Origin of the sequence: Acinetobacter beijerinckii CIP 110307 (assembly GCF_000369005.1) — a bacterium.
Taxonomy (GTDB): Bacteria; Pseudomonadota; Gammaproteobacteria; order Pseudomonadales; family Moraxellaceae; genus Acinetobacter; species Acinetobacter beijerinckii.
Map to the genome: position 1 here is coordinate 75,917 of NZ_KB849764.1, position 21,663 is coordinate 97,579.

The following is a 21,663-nucleotide window of genomic DNA, read 5'->3' on the forward strand; positions in this document are numbered from 1 at the left end:
GATGTCGTGCCTTTCAGTAAACTATTCCATAATGTCGCTACGATCGCTGCAATAGAACAAACTTGTGTTGATCAGGAGTTGATTTTTACGCAGAACGACTTTTAAGTAAAGTAAATGCAAGAGTTTAATCATTTATAAAAAAACTAATATGGCAATTCAATCTGAAACTATTGTAATTTGAGCAATTACTCTAATTTTTTATTGTGTTTTTAGTCGATTGTTACGATAAAAATAACCAATGTATGAGTTTGGTTTGAATAAAAAATAAACATTTGAAATTATAATATGATGGATTATGAAAATAAAAATGGAGAATAATTTATGGAAACCTTGTCGTTTGATATAAAAATTTATGCATCCCCGCAACGCGTATGGGACATTTTATGGACTAAAGAAACCTATCAAGATTGGACTAAATTTTTCTCATGCAGTTCGACTATGCAAAGTGATTGGACTGTTGGCGGTCAGACACGTTTCTTTGATGGAGAAGGAAACGGTATGATTTCAACCATTGAAAATATTGATCAGCCTAAAGAAATTGTCTTTAAACATTTAGGCATGATCCAGAATGGTAAAGAGGACTTTGATAGTGAGGAAGTTAAGTCATGGGCTGGCTCATTGGAAAAATATTTATTATTTGATTTGGATGGGATAACCCAATTGCATGTCGAAGTTGATATTCAGCCTGAATATACTGAAATGATGAATAAAGGATTTGATCAGGGGCTAGCACTCGTCAAACATTTAGCTGAGAAAGATAGTTAAGTAAATTCAAAAATTTTAAGAAAATGCAGATATTAAAGTTATCCAATAGATACAAATATTTGCTTTTTTCTTATTAATGTCATTCAAATGCTGCGAAAATAGCTTTTGATCTGTTATTCTATGCGACTTCAAATTTACTTAGATCGAGGCAGAGATGACGCAACAAAACGCTCAATCGAATTCAGAACAAATACTTTCCGAAAACGATTTAATCGCACAGCGTCATGCCAAATTGAAGCAAATTCAAGAGAATGCAAAACAAACAGGTAAGAGCCCTTGGCCAAATACCTTTAAACGTGAGCATTATACTGGCGATTTGCAAGAACAATTTAAAGATCAAGATAAAGCGCAAATTGAAGGCGCTGAAAAAGTTTATGTCAAAGTTGCTGGTCGTGTGATGTTAAACCGTGGGTCATTCATTGTGATCCAAGACATGACAGGTCGTATTCAACTTTATGTAGATCGTAAAGGTTTACCAGCTGATATTTTAGAAACGATCAAAAGTTTAGACCTTGGCGATATTATCGCTGCTGAAGGCTATATTGGTCGTTCGGGCAAAGGTGACTTATATGTTCATCTTGAAGGTTTTGAATTACTGACTAAATCATTACGCCCACTCCCAGACAAATTTCATGGTTTAACCGATACTGAAGCGAAATATCGTAAACGTTATTTAGATTTGATCGTAAATGAAGACACACGTAAAACCTTTGAAATTCGTGCCAAAGTGGTTGCAGGTATTCGTGCCTTTTTGACCAATGAGCGTTTCATGGAAGTTGAAACGCCAATGATGCATGTGATTCCGGGTGGTGCTTCAGCAAAACCATTTGTAACGCATCATAATGCTTTAGATATGGAGCTTTACTTACGTATCGCGCCAGAACTCTATTTAAAACGCCTTGTGGTGGGTGGTTTTGAACGTGTGTTTGAGATTAACCGTAACTTCCGAAATGAAGGGGTTTCAACACGTCATAACCCTGAATTTACCATGATTGAATTCTATCAAGCTTATGCAGATTACAAAGACTTGATGGAACTGACTGAAAATATGCTTGAGAAATTGGCAGTAGATATCTTAGGTTCTACTGATGTGCCTTATGGTGAAGAAGTATATAGCTTCAAAGGTCCATATAAGAAAATCTCAATGTTTGATGCCATTCTTGAACACAATCCTGATTTTACTGCTGAAAATGTCAATGATCGTGAGTTCTTGGCAAACTTCACACAAGACGTATTGAAAGAAAAAGTGAAGCCTGGTTTTGGTTTAGGTAAGTTACAGACTATCGTTTTTGAAGAAACGGTAGAAACGAAACTACGTCAGCCTACTTTTATTACTGAGTATCCTGCTGAAACTTCACCGCTTGCACGTCGTAATGATGAAAATCCACATATTACAGACCGTTTTGAGTTCTTTATTGGTGGACGTGAATTGGCAAACGGTTTCTCTGAGTTAAATGATCCAATTGATCAAGCAGAACGTTTCCAAGCACAAGTTGAAGAAAAAGATGCCGGTGATGATGAAGCAATGCATTATGACGCAGACTTTATCGAAGCTTTAGAATATGGTTTGCCACCTACAGCGGGTCAAGGGATCGGTATTGATCGTTTGGTGATGCTATTTGCTAATGCACCAAGTATCCGTGATGTACTGTTATTCCCACATATGCGTCGTAAAGATTAATAGTTTTAAATAATTCAAAAAAGCCACTCAAGTCGAGTGGCTTTTGTTTATTCAGTTAAGAATTGTAATTGTTTGGTTTGAAGATTGAAAAATCAGCTCAAAAAAACGATCATGTGTCCATAAATAAATTTGAGAACAGTCTGGACATGTTTTTAAAAAAATCGCTTTATATCGCGTTATTTGCGACTCTTTCTTCTACAGTATTTGCACAAGGCATTGTGTTAAATGATGAAAATTTAAGAACAGACCTGAATTGGTTAAACCAACAAGGTGTCATTCAAATCAGCACATCTACTTGGCCGATGAGTGGGGATGAAATTAAACGTGCCTTATCGCAAGCAAAGGTGAGTAATAATACGCAACAGAAAGTGATTGATTCGGTTGTACATGCACTACACGCTGATAATGCAACCGTCAAAGTGGGTTTACATGCGGGCACTGATGTGAAAACAGTTCCTCAAGCATTTGGCGATAGTCAAAAATCACAATATCAACTTGCTGCTGAATTGAATGTTGGTGGTGAAAACTGGGATGCTAAACTGCGTGTCAATGGTGAAAAAGATCCACTAATTGATAATGGACATGATGCCAATGTTGAAGGTTCGTATATCGCAGGCAAACTTTGGAATCAATGGATAATTGCAGGTCAAATCCCAACTTATTGGGGGCCTGGACATGATGGTAGTTTGATTCGTGGCGATGCAAGTCGTCCTGTTTATGGTGTTACAGCGCAACGTGCTGTACAAAATGCTTTTGAAACAAAGTGGTTATCGTGGATTGGTCCTTGGCAGTATCAAGCATTTGCTGGTCAATTAGATGACTATAAGGCTGTACCTGATGCAAAATTGATTGGTCTGCGATTAACTGCTCAACCTTTACCCTATTTAGAACTGGGTGCTTCTCGAGCTATTCAATGGGGCGGTGAAGGACGTTCTGAAAGCTTAGATTCTTTGTGGAATGCAATTAAAGGGAATGACAATTTTGACACGTCGGATCAAGATATATCAAATCAGATTGCAGGATTTGATGCTCGATTATCATTACTGCCTTTATTAAATGTACCAATAAGCTTATATACTCAATTTGTTGGTGAAGATGAAGCTGGTGGGCTACCTGCTAAATATATGTACCTTGGTGGTGCTGATTTTTCATCAAGCTATAAAAATATGCCATACCAACTTTATGCTGAATGGGCGGATACTCGTACCAATGGTGAAGTAAAACGTATTTCTTATAGCCACCACGTTTATCGAGATGGGTATTACCAACATGGTTTTCCGTTAGGTCATGCGATGGGCGGTGATGGCCAAATGTATTCAGTCGGTGGTGATATTCGTTTTGATGTCATGAATCGTATAAATGGACGTGTTATATATGCAAAAGTCAATCAATCTGACTTAGCAATCAATGCTGCATTTTCGAAACAAGATACTGTAAAAGGTCTGGACTTAACTTGGACACATTATTTAAAACCAACAATTCCATTAAAAGTGAATGGCTGGGTCAGTGATTCGGATGTAAATGGAAATGATGGCGGTGTTTCAGTTGGCGTGGAAATTCCATTGGAAAAAAATATGTTCCGCTTTTAAGCAATATTAATTAAAAAAGAAGCCGTTATGGCTTCTTTTTTATGTCAATTCATCTGAAATAAAATTTTGGTCATCATCTTTTTTATATCTATACATATCACAATTTTGCATATTCATATGAAAAAACAAGCTAAAGAACTCGATCTAAATTATTATAATAGATAAACTTTACTAGATTGCTCATTTGTTCACTAGTAAGAATATCGATATCACGAAAAATTGGAGTTGTTATGATACTCGTTCCTCCACACGGTCTTCCAAGTGGTGGTTTAATACCACTTATAGATTTTATGGGTAGCATGGAAAAGGAGGGATATGTACATGACTGAAAATAGATTAACGCACCTCAAGCAACTTGAGGCTGAAAGTATTCATATTATTCGTGAAGTTGCAGCTGAATTTGAAAATCCTGTCATGCTTTATTCAATTGGCAAAGATTCAGCAGTCATGCTACATCTTGCAATGAAAGCATTTTATCCTGCAAAACTTCCATTTCCACTTCTGCATGTAGATACGGGATGGAAGTTTAAAGACATGATCACTTTCCGTGACAACATGGCAAAAACACATGGTTTTGATTTGATCGTACATCAGAACAAAGAAGGTCGTGATGCAGGGATTAACCCATTTGATCATGGTAGTTCAAAATATACCGACATCATGAAAACTCAGGGTTTAAAACAAGCATTAGATAAATACCAGTTTGATGCTGCATTTGGTGGCGCACGTCGTGATGAAGAAAAATCACGTGCGAAAGAGCGTGTTTATTCATTCCGTGATACGAAGCATCGCTGGGATCCAAAGAACCAACGTCCAGAACTTTGGAATCTTTACAATGGTAAAGTGAACAAAGGTGAAAGTATCCGTGTTTTCCCTTTATCTAACTGGACTGAGTTAGATATTTGGCAGTATATCTATTTAGAAAATATTCAACTGGTTCCTCTATACTTCTCGGCGGTACGCCCAGTTGTAGAGCGTAGCGGTACGTTAATCATGGTCGATGATGAGCGTATGCGTTTAAAAGAAGGTGAAGTTCCTCAAATGAAATCGGTACGTTTCCGTACACTTGGCTGTTACCCATTAACAGGTGCAGTTGAGTCAGAGGCGGATACATTACCTGAAATTATCCAAGAAATGCTTTTGGCTACCAGCTCAGAGCGTCAGGGTCGTATGATTGATCATGATGAAGCTGGCTCAATGGAAAAGAAAAAGCAGGAAGGTTATTTCTAATTTCCTTAAGCAAGTCCCTCTTTTTTAACAGAGGGATTTAGGGAGATTACAAAATTCGATTTCAAATTTTGTGGAGTTTTGAGCAATGTCTCATCAATCAGATCTTATTAGCCAAGATATTTTGGCATATTTAAAACAGCACGAAAATAAAGACCTTTTGCGCTTCTTGACTTGCGGTAACGTCGATGATGGTAAATCAACGCTAATTGGTCGTTTGCTTTATGATTCAAAGTTGATCTATGAAGATCAATTACAAGCAGTAACGCGTGATAGTAAAAAAGTAGGTACAACAGGCGATGCACCTGATCTTGCTTTACTTGTTGACGGTTTACAAGCTGAACGTGAACAGGGTATTACGATTGATGTAGCCTATCGCTATTTCTCTACAGAGAAGCGTAAGTTCATTATTGCCGATACCCCAGGACATGAACAATATACGCGTAATATGGCAACAGGTGCATCAACGGCTGATCTAGCGATTATCTTGATTGATGCGCGTTATGGTGTGCAAACACAAACTCGTCGTCATACTTTTATTGCAAGTTTGCTCGGTATTAAAAATATCGTTGTTGCGATCAATAAAATGGACTTGGTTGAGTTTTCTGAAGCTCGATTCAATGAAATCCAAGTTGAATATGATGCATTCTTGAATCAACTGGGTGATCGCCGTCCAGAGAATATTTTATTCGTTCCGATTTCAGCATTGAATGGCGACAACGTTGTTAATGCATCTGCAAGTACGCCATGGTACAAGGGTCAAACCTTGATGAGCATTCTTGAATCAGTGGAAATTAAGCGTGATTCAAATAAAAAAGAATTCCGTTTTCCAGTTCAGTATGTGAACCGCCCAAATCTTGATTTTCGTGGTTTTGCGGGTACGATCGCGCTTGGTGAAATTAATGTTGGCGATGAAATCGTTGCTTTGCCTTCAGGAAAAAAATCGACCGTTAAAGAGATTGTTACTTTCGATGGAAATCTTGAGCAAGCAGTTGCAGGTCAAGCGGTTACTTTGACCTTAAATGATGAAATTGATATTTCACGTGGTAATGTTTTGGTTCGTGCAGGTGAGCAACCGCTTATTTCACGCAGTGTTCGCGCATCTGTGGTATGGATGAATGAACATCCTTTAGTGAAAGGTAAACTATACAACGTTAAAATCGGTACACAGACCGTTCCTGCAAAAGTGAGTGCGATCAATTACCGTGTCAATGTAAATACACTTGAACATACTCAAGTTGAAGAACTTGAGTTGAATGCAATTGCAGATCTTGTAATTGAGTTTGATGCTCCAGTCGTGTTTGATCAATATCAAGATAGCCGTTATACAGGTTCATTCATTTTTATTGACCGTCTAAGCAATGTTACGGTTGGTGCAGGTATGGTTGAAGCTGCTGTAGAGTGGACTGCACATAGTAATCCAGTCACTGCGGAAGATCGTGCTGCTCGCTTAGGTCAGAAACCAGCTGTGATTGGTGTTTCTGCACAGTTAATCAGAAATGCACAAGCTTTAGAAAGCTTATTGATCCAACAGGGTGTAGTTGCGATTGCGAAAGCAAATTTAACTGCTGAGCAAATTGGATTGTTACGTGAAACAGGTGTTGTAGTTATTACGACAACTGTGGAAGGAACCGATACTGAAATCACTGCTGAAACGATTGAAGAAGCAGCTGAAAAAGTTGTGGAATTGGTTCGTCTTTAATTGACTGAATTGATTTCGAAAAACCCGCGTAAGCGGGTTTTTTATGTGCAGAATATGAATTAATTAGAATGCATAAGTTGATAATTTGAGAATATATTGATGGATTTCCTTTGGATAATCTTGAATTATCTTTAAAAAGACTTCCCGATCACCTTGATATAAAGCACGGGCTGCCTCTTCATAATTTGGCATATTACCTGACATGGCAGACATAAAGCGGTCAGTGGCTTGTCTAGCGAGCATGATATTGCTTTCAGAAGCTGGGTCATTCAGCTCTTTATCAATCAATTTACGAATTACAGCAGATGCACTCGAATTCTGTTGATCTAACCAATCCCAATGTTTTTTCTGTAAGGTAACTTCACGAGAGATAACACCAAGTTTTGGTCGTCCAACCTTTTTAGCTGGCTCAAGTTCACTGTAACGCTGCTGAATTTCTTGATCAGAACCAATAATATCGAGATCAATCTGTTGACCAGTCTGATCATTAAAAATCAAAATATTCTGAGTGGTTTCTGAATTCTTTTTAATCTTTAACGCAACTTCCGCAATGCATCCATTGGTGAAAAATGTATGACCTAAAAAGGCAGTATAAGTTGTTATTTCGGTATTCATTTTCTTTGGGTTATTTTATACGGGTAAAATAATATTATCAGGGTAAAAATAATTATGCAAATAAATAAGGCTTAAAAAAATTTGATTACATTGGAGAGCAAGTTCTGGAATCTGACATAAAAAATGAAGCAGATAGAATGCCAATTTTTAATTTTGTTCTGCTTTGATATCGCTTTTATGAGACAATGTTTTTTTATTTTTGTGTATTAGGACTCCTATGATTGAGCAATCTCCTGAATCTTTAAGCGATATCGAAATTTTAGACATCTTACAGTCTATGAAAAAAGATAAGCTGGATACGGAAGCAAATGAGATTATCCGTAATGGGGGAAAGGCAGGGCGTCAAGAAGCACATAAACAAGCATTGGTTGCGCTGAATACAAGTTTTGAAGAAAAATTTGTAGAAGCTGTAACACTAGCATTAGGTTTAAATGCAGGACAGGCTAAAAAAATCCGTTATAAAAAAGACCGTATTCGTATTTTAAAAGTACGTGGGATTGATTATCTTGCTATTGATGGTGCCGAAACAGCACAAGTTTTATCTCAAGTTGCCCAAGCCATCAGTCGTGAAGATGCAATTGTAACTGAAGGATTGCACAATATTTTTCCATTTTGGAAAGAAGGGTGGCCTATGGTTCAGTTCGATAATGCATATAAAATTCTATCTGAAGATATCGCGATACATTACCAAGCAACGTTAGATGATTTAATTTCACTTTACGGTGGAAATTAAATTTTTAAAATTGATTTAATTTAATCAATACAGATGAATTTAAAATAACAAGGATGTTAATTTGATGAATCCAAATCCAGTCATTCCGAACGAAGCCTTACAGGCATTAAGATCAGGTCAATTGATTGATGCAATAAAAATAACCCGCGAAAAGACAGGTTTAGGTTTGAAAGAATCAAAGGATTTAGTGGATCAGTATTTAAAAGAGCATCCGCAGGAGCAAGCGCATATTCAAGAGCAATTAGCTCAGCGAAGTCGTGGGGGTATTAAAATTATTGTATTGATGATGTTTATCTTGGCTATATTGATTTGGTATTTTATTTAATTACACAGCAACATTAAAACTTCATCAATAACCGATTTGGCAGTGCAATTCGGTTATTGATAAAAATTTATCTTTAATAGGTTAAATTTTTCTATTCAAAGGGTGATGTATTGTTAGTTCACCACGCCAAAGTTTAATAAAATCATATTCATCAATATCATATAGTTCCATTAAAGCAATAATGACACTTACGAAAATCATTGCACCTTCTGAGTTTTTCTCAAAATTAAAGATTTTTCCGTTCAATTTACCTAAAATATCGTTGATTTCATGTTCCCGACCACGTCCATAACGATCACGAGGATAAAGCTCCTCATTCAAAACGATTAAAGCAATTGCTTTTTCAGGAGCAGATAAATCAGTTTTATCTAAAGCCTCCTCAAAAGATTCATAGCCATGATCGAAGTAAAAAATCACGTCATCGGAGATAAAAGCATGTACAGTTTTAGCAGTTAAATCTGGAAATTGAGAAACTGCATCTTCTTCAATGTATGGACGAAATGATTCGGGAAAAATCACATTTGAATGGATACCTTTAAACAGAGGTGCAATTTCTGAAACTTTATAACCTGCGATACCACAACCCAAGGCGGTCAAAAAATATTTCATTTTAGGATGATTTTTTGCATAGATTTTAAAGTCATCTACGTAATGTTCAATTTGTGACAGTGGCATTTGTTGGATATGTTCATTTAGTGTAGGAATAGCAAAACTTTGTCCTGCCCAGCCACGACCAACACCTTTCACTGCTGCAAAATGAAGTGCCGCAACCCGCGCGGCGCCGCTGTCGTGTATCCCTGCTAAATTACTACCAAAAACAAAGATCGTGTCTTCTGGCAGTTCCGTTACGATTGTTTCATCATGATATTGGTAAGCCATATTTTTATCATTCAAGTGCAGGTTAATCCCATGTTGCAATTGATTGAATGAGGGGTCAATAGTCGTTTATGTTTTTCTTTTAGATTTTTACTATGGGTGTACAAGAAAGTTGATCATCATGAGATTTTTCAATTATAAAATTGAAAGACACACATTAAATAGCTATATCAAAAGAAATCTGATTACGACCATTGGTCTTTGCTTGATAGAGTAAATCATCGGCGCGTTGTAAAGCTTGTTCTAAGTCTTGATAATTCTTTATTTGGGTCAGACCATAGCTTGCTGTCATTTTAATATTATGTTTAGTAAAAGTTGTTTGTTCAAATAATAGTTTAAATCGCTGTGTGCGGACTAAGGCATGCGAAGCATCTTTGGCAGGGATAAGGCAAATAAATTCTTCTCCGCCAAAACGAGCAATCAGATCATTTGGGTGTTTGTGTTGAAGCATAATTTGGCTTATGCCTTGTAGAATCTGATCACCTACATAATGTCCCCATGTGTCATTCACCGATTTAAAGTGATCAATATCCAAGCAAACTAAAAAATAAGATTGATTTGAAAATGTTAAATTATGACTTTTTTCAAAAAAACCTCGTCGATTTAATAAGTGCGTCAATGGATCATGTAGGCGCTCATTATTTAAGTGTTGAATAAGATTTTTAATCACGCAGCCACTAATCACTATGGCGAATAAAATATTCAAAATGATATTAACGGACATTCCTAACAACCACCAAGTTGAAGTGGTGAGCGTAAAATGATTCTGATCAATCTTATCTAAAAAACCAAAGTTTATTCCTGCTCGAACAAATGAATATCCAACATTCGCTAAGTAAAAAATTAAAACCCAACGATCAAATGATTGACTTGTCGGTAGTTGTCTAACTAACGCAGGGATGATGATCAAACCGATTAAACCTAATGAAATATTCAGAATAATCAGGCGTAACCATATTTGAGGTTCGATATAAGAGAAATAAACTAATGCAAATAAGGTGGATGATGTGATGAATAGCGCTAAGAGATGATTAAATGATTGATTGAGTTTAAGGCTAATTGCATAAGCGCCAAACCAACTGCCTAATAAGTATAATACTCCCGTGAAGGGTGCTGCTAAGGTTAGCTGTGCATTTGACATCAGACATTGTGCAAATAACGCAACCGAGGGAATAGCATAGGCAAGCCCAATCCATAATAGGAATACTTCGGACTTAAAAATCAAACGACATAAAGTAAATGCCAAACCTATGAAAATCAGGCAGCTAGGAACAATTAATATAAAATATTGTGCATTTAATGAATTCACAGCTATTTTTCTAAATTCTTGATATTTTTGAAAGTCGTAGAGTAATGCGCTTTGACATGTAAATTCAATAATATTGGTCTAAAATATGAGAAAAAGACAAAATATAGTGAATATTTAACCGAAATATTTCATGTGAACTAAGCACTAAATGTTTTAATACTAGGTTTAAAAGCTAATATTTAGCTAGTGAACAGAAAACCAATTGCAAATTAAGTCTGTTGACTCCATTAATAAGATACATTTTTAGAAGGGTAGTCTTGTGAGCGAAAACCAACCTTTTGAGTTAGTCACCCACTATGAACCAGCAGGGGATCAACCACAGGCAATTGAAAAACTTGTCAGTGGCATCGAGCATGGTTTTCGTAATCAATTATTGTTGGGTGTAACGGGTTCAGGTAAGACCTACACGATGGCAAATGTAATTGTTCAAACTCAGCGTCCAACCATTGTCATGGCGCACAACAAAACTCTTGCTGCACAGCTTTATGGCGAGTTCAAAGCGTTTTTTCCGAACAATGCAGTTGAGTATTTCGTCAGTTATTATGATTATTATCAGCCAGAGGCTTACGTACCGTCTTCAGATACTTTTATTGAAAAAGATTCGGCGATTAATGATCACATCGATCAGATGCGTCTATCAGCTACACGCGCATTATTAGAACGTCGTGATGCGATCATTGTTGCATCCGTTTCAGCGATTTATGGTTTGGGTGATCCCAACGCATATATGCAAATGTTATTGCATATTGTGCAAGGTGATCGCGTTAGCCGTGATGACATTATTCGTCGTTTGGTTGAAATGCAATATACCCGTAATGAATTGGAGTTCTTACGCGGTACATATCGTATTCGTGGTGAAATCATTGATATTTTTCCAGCGGAATCCGATCAAGATGCGATTCGGATTGAACTATTTGATGATGAAGTGGATTCAATTCGTTGGTTTGATCCTTTGACTGGAAAGTTGGTACGTAAAGTACCTCGTGTAACGATTTATCCGAAAAGTCATTACGTGACGCCTAAAGATCATTTAACTCGTGCAATTGATACCATTAAAGATGAGTTGAAAGAGCAACTTACATTCTTCAAAGAACATGACAAATTATTGGAAGCTCAACGTATCGAGCAGCGTACGCGTTATGATTTGGAGATGATGCAACAGCTCGGTTATACCAATGGTATTGAAAACTATTCGCGCCATCTATCGGGTCGTACAGCAGGTGAAGCTCCCCCGACTTTGTTTGATTATATTCCCGAAGATGCATTATTAATTATTGATGAATCGCATGTGACTGTACCGCAAATTGGGGCGATGTATAAAGGCGACCGTTCGCGCAAAGAAAATTTGGTGAATTATGGTTTCCGTTTACCAAGTGCTTTAGATAATCGTCCGATGAAATTTGAGGAGTGGGAGCGTATTGTTCCAACTACCGTTTTTGTCAGTGCGACACCAGCAAATTATGAACTGGAAAAATCAGAACAGATTGTTGAACAAGTAGTTCGACCTACGGGTTTGATCGATCCTGAAATTGAAGTACGTCCAGTATTAACACAAGTAGACGATGTATTATCCGAAATAAATATCCGTAAACAACTGAATGAGCGTGTACTGGTCACGACTTTAACGAAACGTATGGCGGAAGATCTGACCTCATATTTAAAAGAATATGGTGTTAAAGTCGCTTACCTACATTCAGATATTGATACTGTAGAACGCGTGAAGATCATCCATGAGCTACGTACAGGCGTACATGATGTTTTGGTCGGTATTAACTTGTTACGAGAAGGTTTAGACATGCCAGAAGTTTCTTTAGTGGCAATTTTAGATGCTGATAAAGAAGGTTTCTTGCGTTCAGAACGTTCGTTGATTCAAACCATTGGTCGTGCTGCGCGTAATGTCAAAGGTCGAGCTATTTTATATGCCGATCGTATTACCGATTCGATGCGTAAAGCGATGGATGAAACAGAGCGTCGTCGTAATAAACAAATTGAATTTAACCTTGAACATGGAATTACGCCGCGTAGCGCGGTTCGTCAAGTGATCAAAGAAATTGATTCAGGTGAAGTATTGTCTGATGATGAAATCGATGAAAAGGTGCTAGATCAAGCAAAAGCGATGAGTGCAGATGAGCAACACCTTTTGTCTGATCCAAAGCTATTTGCTAAACATATTACTAAGCTTGAAAAAGAAATGTTGAAAGCTTCAAAAGAGCTACAGTTTGAACAGGCTGCAAGATTACGTGATGAGATTGTGCGTATGAAAGCCTATATGTTGCAATCTTGAATCAAATGAGAAATCTTTAAGGGCGATACATATCGCAACAGTTTTTGTTTATAAATTGGGCTATTTTATTAAGCTAACTATATGACTATTTATAACAAATTTCTGCTTTGAGGATTTCTCATGCCATTTATTAAAAACTTCCCAAAAGCAAGTTGGCGTTTAGCAAAGATAGCAGTCGGTGGTGTGGTTCTGACTGGTTTAGCTGCGGGAACAATTGCTTATGCGCAATCCAAGCCATTAGCTACTGTTGAAAAAGTGGAGTTAGATAAATATTTAGGTGTGTGGTATGAAGCTGCTCGGAAACCAATGTATTTTGAGCGAAAGTGCGCCTATAACATCTCAGCAACCTACACACTTAATGAAAACGGAAATATTGTTGTAGACAATAAATGCTACGATTCCGAAGGCAATTTACAGCAAAGTATGGGGGAGGCATTTGTTGTAAATGCACCATTTAATACGAAATTGAATGTCAGCTTCTTACCCGAAAGTATTCGTTGGATTCCAGTAGGTCGTGGTGATTACTGGATACTGAAGTTAGATGAAGACTATCAAACTGTCTTAGTCGGCGAGCCTCGTCGAAAATATTTATGGATACTTTCAAGAGTTCCCAACCCTAAGAAAGAAGTGATTATCGAATATTTAAATTACGCGAAGTCGCTTGGATATGATATTAGTGACGTAATTTATCCTGAACATCGTTAAACTATATATACTTGTTGAAAACCATGCTTGCATGGTTTTTTTATTTTTATATAGTGGATAATTCAAGTATTTGTGAAGTGTCTCATCAAATCTCGAGGTTCAAAATGTTTAAAGGTATTGCTTATTCAGTTTTGGCCTCTGTAACCTTTGGGGTACTTTATTTTTATACTCAATTGCTTGGCGAGTTAGATAGTGAGCAAACTTTTGGTTGGAGGATTATCGCCACATTGCCGTTTTTAACGCTCTTTATGTGGATTAGTGGTGATTTGGTTCATATCAAGACTATATTGAAAAGAATCATCGAGAAACCAAGTTTGTTATTTCTTCTATTTACGACCTCTGTACTCACATCTGCACAGTTATGGTTGTTCTTGTGGGGGCCGATGCATGGTCGTGGTTTGCAAGTCTCGTTGGGTTATTTCCTTTTACCTTTAATTCTAGTTCTTGCGGGAAGTTTTTTATATGGAGAAAAGCTTTCTAAGTTTCAGTATGTCGCCGTATTTTTAGCTGTATTTGGCGTAGGGCATGAGATTTGGCGTTTGGGGAGCATTGCTTGGGAAACTGCTTTTGTAGCCATTGGTTATGCAGCCTATTTTATTTTGAGGAAAAAAATACAAACAGATAATTTGGGTGGTTTTTGTTGGGATTTAATACTGATTCTTCCCATCGCTATTTTCTTATTACAAAGTGGTGATACGTCTTATTTAAAATTTTTAGATCATCCGAGTTTAGTTTGGGTGGTTATTGGACTTGGGTTGTTAAGTGCAATTGGTCTTGGAAGTTATATTTTAGCAAGTCGCTATTTACCTCTGATTATTTTTGGCTTGCTCGGATATTTAGAGCCTGTATTGTTGGCTTTGGCTTCGTTATTACTAGGCGAGAAAATCGGTGCTGAAGAATGGTTAACCTATATTCCTATTTGGTTAGCAGTATTGGTTTTAGTCATTGAGGGCACACTCCATCTATTACAGCAAAAAAGACGTAAACAGCATTTAGAACTTAATGTGGAGAAGTATGTGAAGCGATTAGGTGACGATTAAATTTTGAGTAAAGGTGATTTTTTCCTATCCTACATGAATTAAATGCCCTTGAATTTGGCGTAGAGGTAATAGCTTAGATTGATCAGTAAAAACATAAGAATGCGACCATAATCTTTAGGAAAGCACCCAACCTCACTGTTGCAAGTAAAAAGGGATCACCAAGCTAACAAAGAGGGAAATAGACGATATTTGTTAATACCAATCCTATGATTCCAACGAAACCTATAGAAACTTCACAAGCCAATGGAATGCTGATTAGTAAAAGCCACACTTTAAAATTCATGATTATGCTTCTGGTGTTGTTCAGTTCAATGAGAGCTATTCTGAGTATTTAAAAAATTACACATGATGAAAAAAGAAATTTACCCAAAATCACAAAAATAATTATAGGTATTTTATGAATTTATAGTCAATTAGGACAAAATCTTAGCCCGTTTGACAGCTTTTGATTCAATCTTGATGATAATTCCATTACAATTATGGCGTTTTAAAAATTCACGCCCAGTATAGATATTAAATTTGAGGACGTAACTGTGAGCAAAGACACTATCGTTGCCCTACACGCAGAACATCAAGGCCGTTGGAAAAACCGTGAAGAAATCGCGGAACGTATGATCGCTTTGATTGGTCAATTATACCGTGAGAAAAATATTGTTGTTTCTGTTTACGGTCGTTCTTTAATAAACCGTTCAGTAATCCAGATTTTAAAATCACATCGCCGTACACGCATGCTTGACGTGGAACTTTCAGTTGTTCATACCTTCCCAATTTTGGAAGCATTGATGAAAGTTGAAAACATCGGTTCTGCTGAAGTTGATATTGGTAAGCTTGCTGTTGAATATAAAAATCAAGGTGGTGATGTAGACGCTTTTGTTGCAAAAGCAGTGGAATCAATCGAAGGTAAAGCGAAAACTGAGCAACCAAAAGATGTTGTTCTTTACGGTTTTGGTCGTATCGGTCGTATCTTAGCGCGTTTAATCATTAGCCAATCTGGTTTAGGTCGTGGTTTAAGCCTTAAAGCAATTGTCGTTCGTAAATCATCTGATGGTGATTTAGCGAAACGTGCTTCATTATTACGTCGTGACTCTATTCACGGTACTTTTGATGGTACGATTTCTGTTGATGAAGAAAACGAAGCAATCATTGCAAATGGTCAATTCATCAAAGTAATCTATGCTTCAAGCCCAAGCGAAGTAGATTACACCGCTTACGGTATTGAAAATGCGCTTTTGATCGACAATACAGGTAAATGGCGTGATGCTGAAGGTTTAAGCCAACACTTGAAATGTGCAGGCGTTGCACGTGTGGTATTGACTGCACCAAGTAAAGGTGAGATGAAAAACGTTGTATTTGGTGTGAACAACACTGATATCTTAGATGAAGACAAAATCATCTCTGCTGCAAGCTGTACAACCAATGCAATTACACCTGTATTAAAAGTTTTAGACGACAAATACAAAGTATTAAATGGTCATGTTGAAACTGTTCACTCGTTCACTAATGACCAAAACCTTATTGATAATTACCACAAAGCAGATCGTCGTGGTCGTGCGGCAACATTGAACATGGTAATTACAGAAACTGGTGCTGCTAAAGCGGTTGCTAAAGCATTACCAGGCCTTAAAGGTAAATTGACAGGTAACTCTGTACGTGTTCCTACACCAAACGTTTCGCTTGCAATCTTGAACTTAAACTTAGAGAAAGAAGTTGATCGTGAAGAAGTGAATGAATACATTCGCCAAATCTCAATCAATTCTAGCTTGCAAGGTCAGATTGGTTACACCAATTCCACTGAAGTTGTATCAAGTGACTTTATTGGTTCACGTACTGCGGGTGTGTTTGATGCGCAAGCGACAATCACTTCTGGTACACGTTTAACAGCTTATGTTTGGTACGATAATGAAGTAGGCTATAGCTGCCAAGTATTACGTATCGCTGAACAAATGTGTGGCGTAAGCTATACAAAAATTCCTGCTGAAACAAATGCATAAGTTTTAAGATGCGTTTTTTTTCTAAAGAATGAACGCTTCAAATTAAAAACGCCTAATTGTATTAGGCGTTTTTTTTTCATATCGAATAAATAGATTGTAATGCTAAATATCGTTGATCAGATGATATTTCATTTTTTATCAAATACTTATTAGAAAAATATAATATTCAATAAAATTAAAAGATTAAATATTAAATTATCTTTTAAGATTCTGAGGGTGGAGGTGAGTCATTTTCAAGATTTGGCATAATTTGAGTGACGAGTAGCTGGTCAATTTTATAATGATCAATATCTACCACTTCAAACTTAAATCCTGCGTATTCAACTGCATCGGCAGGGCGAGGGATTTTGCGTAGACGATACATGATGAAACCCGCGATTGTTTCATAATTTTCATTTTCTGGAAATTCTTCAATTTCTAAGACATGTTTTACGTCTTCAATTGGTGTACTTCCATCAATGAGCCAAGAATGATTATCACGTTTAATGATTTGTAGGTCTTCTTCCATTGGCGTGACCCAATCACCCATCACCGTAATCATAATATCGCTTAAGGTAATCACTCCAACAACTAAAGCATATTCGTTAATAACGACTGCAAACTTTTCTTTGGTAGAGCGAAAACGATCAAGTACTTCGGATAAAGTTAAGGTGTCAGGAATGATTAAGACGGTACGGATTGTAGATTCATTGAGTTGAAGCAGGGATTGATTATTTAAAATTCGAACCAAGATATCTTTGGTATCGACATAACCAATCACTTGATCAATATGTTCATTACATACTAAAAATTTTGAATAAGGATATTCAGCGAGTTTTTGGCGAATACTACTTTCATTTTCTTTAAGTGTAAAATAAACCACATTTTCACGCGTGGTCATGCTTGATGGAACTGTTCTTTCTTCAAGTTCAAAAACGTTTTCAATGAAGTGGTGTTCTTGTTTTTGCAAAACACCCGCTTGAGCACCTGCATCCATTACCGCTGAAATATCATCAAAGGTGATGTTGTCATCACGAATTGTATTTACTTTAAATAAGCGAAATAACAAGTTTGCAATAGCATTAATTCCCCAAGCCAAAGGTTTACAAACCTTTATAAAAACTTGGATGGGATCAATAACACTAATTGCAATTTTTTCCGGAGCGATCATTGCCAAGCGTTTTGGCATCAAATCAGCAAATAAAATGAATAGTGACGTGACCATAGTAAAGGACAGTGCAAAACCAATGGTTTCTAACCAAGGACCAGCATAAAAACCTTTGATCATTTCTACAAAAAATGGACGAAAAGCGGCTTCACCTAAAATACCGCCAAGAATCGCAACAGCATTTAAGCCAATTTGTGAAGCTGCAAAGAAGTCAGCAGATTGTTCTTGAAGATCTAAAACTTTTTGGGCACGTATTTCACCAGACTCGGCTAAGATTTTTAATTTAACTTTCCGAGCGCCTGCCAGTGCAATTTCTGTAAGTGATAAAAAGCCTGCCGCTGAAATAAGCAGCATAATAATAATAATATTTTGAAAGAGACTCACACATCACCTGTGGTACATCATTTATTATGAATATGTTGTAACACAAAAAAAAGAATGAGGTAATTGGGTATTACCTCAGAATAACAATTTTGCTTATGAAACAAGCATATCCGAAAGGGTTTTGGTAGATTTACAAACTAACATTTTGGAATTGAGGAAATTGTGAATTGTTTGTAAGGAACTCACGATTTTCCTCTTCAATCATTTGTCGAGCAACGAATAAAATAAGCTGACGTAACCAGCGATGAGCAGGATGATGATGAAGCAAAGGACACCAAGCCATTTTTAATTCAAATTCAGGAATATAAAAAGGAGGATCCTTGATTAATAATCGAGGATTTTGTGCTTGTAGTCGAGCCATACGTGTAGGTAATGTTGCAATTAAATCAACATTTTGTGCTAATAGTGCTGGCATTTGATAATGACGTGTAAAAACAGAAATTTTACGACGTTGACCAATTCGTTCTAAAGCTTGATCGATCCAGCCTAAACCAGCTTGTTTGTCTGGATTTACACCAAAACCAACGCCCATTCCTGTTTTTGATACCCATATATGTTGTGCATCTAAATAACTTTTAAGGTTTAGGTGCGTAACAGCAGGGTGCTTATCATTCAAGATGCAACTAAAGCTATCGCGCCATACCAGAACTTGATGAAAACTTTGAGGAATTTCATTAAAACGGTTAATAGCTAAATCAACTTTACCTTGTTCCATATCACGATAGGACACATCACTTGGTGTTAAAAAGTCGAGAACAACATTTGGTGCTTCAGAGCGAAGTGCTTTTACAAGACGAGGTACAAGTGTTGCTTCAGCATAATCTGAAGTCATGATGCGAAAAACACGTGTACTAGTATAAGGTCTAAATTCAGTTCGTGGTTCAAGAATCATGGAAAGATCTGATAATGCATCACGAATACGAGGTTGTAATTCTAATGCACGTTCAGTCGGTGTCATCCCTTCAGAAGAGCGAATCAAAAGCGGATCGTTAAATAAATTACGCAAACGGCGTAAAATATTACTCATCGCAGGTTGGGTTACCCCTAATTGTTCAGCTGCTCTTGTGACATTTTTTTCACGAAGAAGTACATCAAGATAAATTAATAAATTGAGATCGACCCGCTCCAGATTCATAAAAAAAATACCGAAAATAAAATTCTTGAATTGTCTTGAATTATGCCATATCTAGAGCCATTTGTGTAACTTAATACGACATAAAAATAGGGTGGTAAGTTGAAAAAATGTACCAAGCCAATCATTGAATTTATGGAGAATTTGTCCATAAAAATGCAAGATCTAATCTTTGAAGAATAATAAAAAATGATCAGATAAGCATTGGTCAATTTGATCAAATTCAAACTCTATTTTGATGGTGTTTAAAGCTTTGAACTGATCAGTTGATAATTTAAAAAATTAATTTGATTATTTTTTAAATAATTGAATTTGATTAAATTTATTTAAAAAACAAATATTTGCGTTGTATTTTTTGCGGCAGAAATGTGATTAACTCCTATATTTCATAAGAAAATACTGAAGATTAACCTAGAATATTGGATAAATTTGTTGGCAAAGACTAAGCTGTGAAACATGTTGATGAAGTGCTTGAAATCTAGACTACATAAAATCACGATTTTTAGCGATCATTCGATGCCTATCCTCAAAAGGAATATATCATGTCTACATATCAAACAGCGATTGATGCAATCCGCGAATTAAAAGCAAAATTCGGCAACACTTGGCGCGATATTAGCCCAGAAGATGCTGCGCGTATGCAAATGCAAAACCAATTCAAAACTGGTTTAGACATTGCTAAATATACAGCTGCGATTATGCGTCGTGATATGGCTGCTTATGATGCTGATTCTAGCAAATATACTCAATCATTAGGTTGCTGGCACGGTTTTATCGCGCAACAAAAAATGATTGCGAACAAAAAATACTTTGGTACAACTGAGCGCCGTTATATCTACCTTTCTGGTTGGATGGTTGCTGCACTTCGTTCAGAATTTGGTCCACTTCCTGACCAATCTATGCATGAAAAAACTTCTGTTCCTGCATTGATCGAAGAAATCTATACATTCTTACGTCAAGCTGATGCGAAAGAACTTAACGATTTGTTCCGTGCGCTTAAAAAAGCAAACGAAGCTGGTGATACTGCTAAAGCAGCTGAAATCACAGCTCAAATCGATGGTTTCCAAACTCACGTTGTGCCAATTATTGCTGACATCGACGCTGGTTTCGGTAACGAAGAAGCGACTTACTTACTTGCTAAGAAAATGATCGAAGCTGGTGCTTGTGCGCTTCAAATTGAAAACCAAGTATCTGATGCGAAACAATGTGGTCACCAAGCGGGTAAAGTAACTGTTCCACACGAAGACTTTATCTCTAAAATCCATGCTTTACGTTATGCATTCTTAGAAATGGGTCTTGATGACGGTATCATCGTTGCGCGTACTGACTCTGAAGGCGCTGACTTGACTCAAAAAATCCCAGTGGTTAAAGAGCCAGGTGACATTGCTTCTCAATATATCGGTTTCTTAGATACGGTTGAAATTGACATTGCTGATGCTCAAGAAGACGAAATCTTGATCAAACGTAATGGTAAATTACACCGTCCTAAGCGTTTAGCTTCTGGTTTGTATCAGTTCCGTGCTGACACTCAAATTGACCGTGTTGTACTTGACTGTGTATCTAGCCTTCAAAATGGTGCGGATCTTCTTTGGATCGAAACTGCGACTCCAAACGTTGAAGAAATCGCTCACATGGTTAACCGTGTACGTGAAACAGTTCCAAATGCTAAGCTTGTTTATAACAACAGCCCATCATTCAACTGGACTTTAAACTTCCGTCAACAAGCTTACGACCGTTGGGTTGCTGAAGGTAAAGACGTTTCTGCATACGACCGTGCTAAGTTAATGAGCGCTGAGTACGATGCGACTGAATTAGCTGCTGATGCTGATGAGAAAGTACGTACATTCCAAGCTGATGCTTCTCGTGAAGCTGGTGTGTTCCATCACTTGATCACACTTCCAACTTACCACACTGCTGCTCTTTCTACTCATGAGCTTGCACAAGGTTACTTTGGTTCTGAAGGTATGTTGGCTTATGTTGCTGGCGTACAACGTAAAGAAATCCGTGGTGGTATCGCTTGTGTTAAACACCAAGCAATGGCTGGTTCGGACATCGGTGATGATCACAAAGAAATCTTCTCTGGTGATAACGCTCTTAAAGCGCATGATGATGCTAAAAACACAATGAACCAATTCTCAGCTCACTAAGCTACGAATTG

At 37.1% G+C, this 21,663-nt stretch carries 18 protein-coding genes; 13 read left to right on the top strand and 5 right to left on the bottom strand.

Annotation, left to right across the window (positions count from 1 at the left end):
* Positions 1–321: 321 nt before the first annotated feature.
* The 6 genes from F933_RS02005 (at position 322) to cysN (ending at position 6,964) form a co-directional block, all read left to right on the top strand.
* A complete protein-coding gene (locus F933_RS02005; protein WP_005058079.1) occupies positions 322–765 on the top strand; it encodes an SRPBCC family protein in 444 nt (147 codons plus the stop codon).
* A gap of 154 nt (positions 766–919) precedes the next feature.
* Positions 920–2,446 carry a lysine--tRNA ligase gene (lysS, locus tag F933_RS02010; protein ID WP_005058081.1) on the top strand — a complete coding sequence of 509 codons (1,527 nt, stop codon included), beginning with the start codon at positions 920–922 and terminating at the stop codon, positions 2,444–2,446.
* Between the two features lie 146 nt (positions 2,447–2,592).
* A complete protein-coding gene (locus F933_RS02015) occupies positions 2,593–4,035 on the top strand; it encodes a capsule assembly Wzi family protein (RefSeq protein ID WP_005058083.1) in 1,443 nt (480 codons plus the stop codon).
* 230 nt (positions 4,036–4,265) lie between these two features.
* Positions 4,266–4,364 carry a hypothetical protein gene (locus F933_RS17520; RefSeq protein WP_005058084.1) on the top strand — a complete coding sequence of 33 codons (99 nt, stop codon included), beginning with the start codon at positions 4,266–4,268 and terminating at the stop codon, positions 4,362–4,364.
* Entirely contained in the window at positions 4,357–5,265 is a 909-nt protein-coding gene (cysD, locus tag F933_RS02020) for a sulfate adenylyltransferase subunit CysD (protein ID WP_005053074.1), read from the top strand. Before F933_RS17520 ends, cysD begins: the two co-directional genes overlap by 8 nt.
* Positions 5,266–5,350: 85 nt before the next feature.
* Complete coding sequence (cysN, locus tag F933_RS02025) at positions 5,351–6,964, top strand: sulfate adenylyltransferase subunit CysN (RefSeq protein WP_005058087.1); 1,614 nt, start codon at positions 5,351–5,353, stop codon at positions 6,962–6,964.
* Between the two features lie 63 nt (positions 6,965–7,027).
* Here the strand turns inward: cysN and F933_RS02030 are convergent, their stop codons facing one another.
* Positions 7,028–7,579, bottom strand: a complete 552-nt coding sequence (locus F933_RS02030) for a DUF2239 family protein (RefSeq protein WP_005058089.1) — start codon at positions 7,577–7,579, stop codon at positions 7,028–7,030.
* Between the two features lie 217 nt (positions 7,580–7,796).
* Between F933_RS02030 and F933_RS02035 the strand changes: the two genes are divergently transcribed.
* Entirely contained in the window at positions 7,797–8,312 is a 516-nt protein-coding gene (locus F933_RS02035) for a hypothetical protein (protein WP_005053077.1), read from the top strand.
* Positions 8,313–8,376: 64 nt separating this feature from the next.
* Positions 8,377–8,637 (top strand): ribosomal protein L7/L12, encoded by a 261-nt coding sequence (locus F933_RS02040; RefSeq protein ID WP_005058092.1) that lies wholly within the window; start codon positions 8,377–8,379, stop codon positions 8,635–8,637.
* An 81-nt stretch (positions 8,638–8,718) separates the two neighbouring features.
* Here the strand turns inward: F933_RS02040 and F933_RS02045 are convergent, their stop codons facing one another.
* Entirely contained in the window at positions 8,719–9,516 is a 798-nt protein-coding gene (locus F933_RS02045; protein WP_005058094.1) for an A1S_2505 family phage non-structural protein, read from the bottom strand.
* Positions 9,517–9,670: 154 nt separating this feature from the next.
* Complete coding sequence (locus F933_RS02050; RefSeq protein ID WP_005058097.1) at positions 9,671–10,822, bottom strand: GGDEF domain-containing protein; 1,152 nt, start codon at positions 10,820–10,822, stop codon at positions 9,671–9,673.
* A gap of 259 nt (positions 10,823–11,081) precedes the next feature.
* On the opposite strand from F933_RS02050, the gene uvrB reads away from it, so the two are divergent.
* From uvrB to F933_RS02070, 4 genes are all read left to right on the top strand, one after another.
* Positions 11,082–13,106 (top strand): excinuclease ABC subunit UvrB, encoded by a 2,025-nt coding sequence (gene uvrB, locus F933_RS02055; RefSeq protein WP_005058101.1) that lies wholly within the window; start codon positions 11,082–11,084, stop codon positions 13,104–13,106.
* A gap of 120 nt (positions 13,107–13,226) precedes the next feature.
* On the top strand, positions 13,227–13,811 hold the full coding sequence (locus F933_RS02060) for a lipocalin family protein (RefSeq protein WP_005058103.1): 585 nt from the start codon (positions 13,227–13,229) through the stop codon (positions 13,809–13,811).
* A gap of 104 nt (positions 13,812–13,915) precedes the next feature.
* Complete coding sequence (gene rarD / locus F933_RS02065; protein WP_005058105.1) at positions 13,916–14,851, top strand: EamA family transporter RarD; 936 nt, start codon at positions 13,916–13,918, stop codon at positions 14,849–14,851.
* Positions 14,852–15,384: 533 nt separating this feature from the next.
* Complete coding sequence (locus F933_RS02070) at positions 15,385–16,842, top strand: glyceraldehyde-3-phosphate dehydrogenase (RefSeq protein ID WP_005058107.1); 1,458 nt, start codon at positions 15,385–15,387, stop codon at positions 16,840–16,842.
* Between the two features lie 202 nt (positions 16,843–17,044).
* Here F933_RS02070 and paeA read toward each other — a convergent pair whose 3' ends face one another.
* Together paeA and F933_RS02080 are read right to left on the bottom strand one after the other, a co-directional pair.
* Complete coding sequence (paeA, locus tag F933_RS02075; RefSeq protein WP_005058110.1) at positions 17,045–18,373, bottom strand: polyamine export protein PaeA; 1,329 nt, start codon at positions 18,371–18,373, stop codon at positions 17,045–17,047.
* Between the two features lie 130 nt (positions 18,374–18,503).
* Complete coding sequence (locus F933_RS02080; protein WP_005053088.1) at positions 18,504–19,508, bottom strand: LysR family transcriptional regulator; 1,005 nt, start codon at positions 19,506–19,508, stop codon at positions 18,504–18,506.
* A 539-nt stretch (positions 19,509–20,047) separates the two neighbouring features.
* Between F933_RS02080 and F933_RS02085 the strand changes: the two genes are divergently transcribed.
* Positions 20,048–21,652, top strand: a complete 1,605-nt coding sequence (locus tag F933_RS02085; RefSeq protein WP_005053090.1) for an isocitrate lyase — start codon at positions 20,048–20,050, stop codon at positions 21,650–21,652.
* Positions 21,653–21,663 lie beyond the last annotated feature (11 nt).

Excerpts from the sequence above, each read along its gene's own strand:
- F933_RS02005 (WP_005058079.1), top strand. The coding sequence starts at position 322 with ATGGAAACCTTGTCGTTTGATATAAAAATTTATGCATCCCCGCAACGC.
- lysS (WP_005058081.1), top strand. The coding sequence starts at position 920 with ATGACGCAACAAAACGCTCAATCGAATTCAGAACAAATACTTTCCGAA.
- F933_RS02015 (WP_005058083.1), top strand. The coding sequence starts at position 2,593 with ATGTTTTTAAAAAAATCGCTTTATATCGCGTTATTTGCGACTCTTTCT.
- F933_RS17520 (WP_005058084.1), top strand. The coding sequence starts at position 4,266 with ATGATACTCGTTCCTCCACACGGTCTTCCAAGTGGTGGTTTAATACCA.
- cysD (WP_005053074.1), top strand. The coding sequence starts at position 4,357 with ATGACTGAAAATAGATTAACGCACCTCAAGCAACTTGAGGCTGAAAGT.
- cysN (WP_005058087.1), top strand. The coding sequence starts at position 5,351 with ATGTCTCATCAATCAGATCTTATTAGCCAAGATATTTTGGCATATTTA.
- F933_RS02030 (WP_005058089.1), bottom strand. The coding sequence starts at position 7,579 with ATGAATACCGAAATAACAACTTATACTGCCTTTTTAGGTCATACATTT.
- F933_RS02035 (WP_005053077.1), top strand. The coding sequence starts at position 7,797 with ATGATTGAGCAATCTCCTGAATCTTTAAGCGATATCGAAATTTTAGAC.
- F933_RS02040 (WP_005058092.1), top strand. The coding sequence starts at position 8,377 with ATGAATCCAAATCCAGTCATTCCGAACGAAGCCTTACAGGCATTAAGA.
- F933_RS02045 (WP_005058094.1), bottom strand. The coding sequence starts at position 9,516 with ATGGCTTACCAATATCATGATGAAACAATCGTAACGGAACTGCCAGAA.
- F933_RS02060 (WP_005058103.1), top strand. The coding sequence starts at position 13,227 with ATGCCATTTATTAAAAACTTCCCAAAAGCAAGTTGGCGTTTAGCAAAG.
- rarD (WP_005058105.1), top strand. The coding sequence starts at position 13,916 with ATGTTTAAAGGTATTGCTTATTCAGTTTTGGCCTCTGTAACCTTTGGG.
- F933_RS02080 (WP_005053088.1), bottom strand. The coding sequence starts at position 19,508 with ATGAATCTGGAGCGGGTCGATCTCAATTTATTAATTTATCTTGATGTA.
- F933_RS02085 (WP_005053090.1), top strand. The coding sequence starts at position 20,048 with ATGTCTACATATCAAACAGCGATTGATGCAATCCGCGAATTAAAAGCA.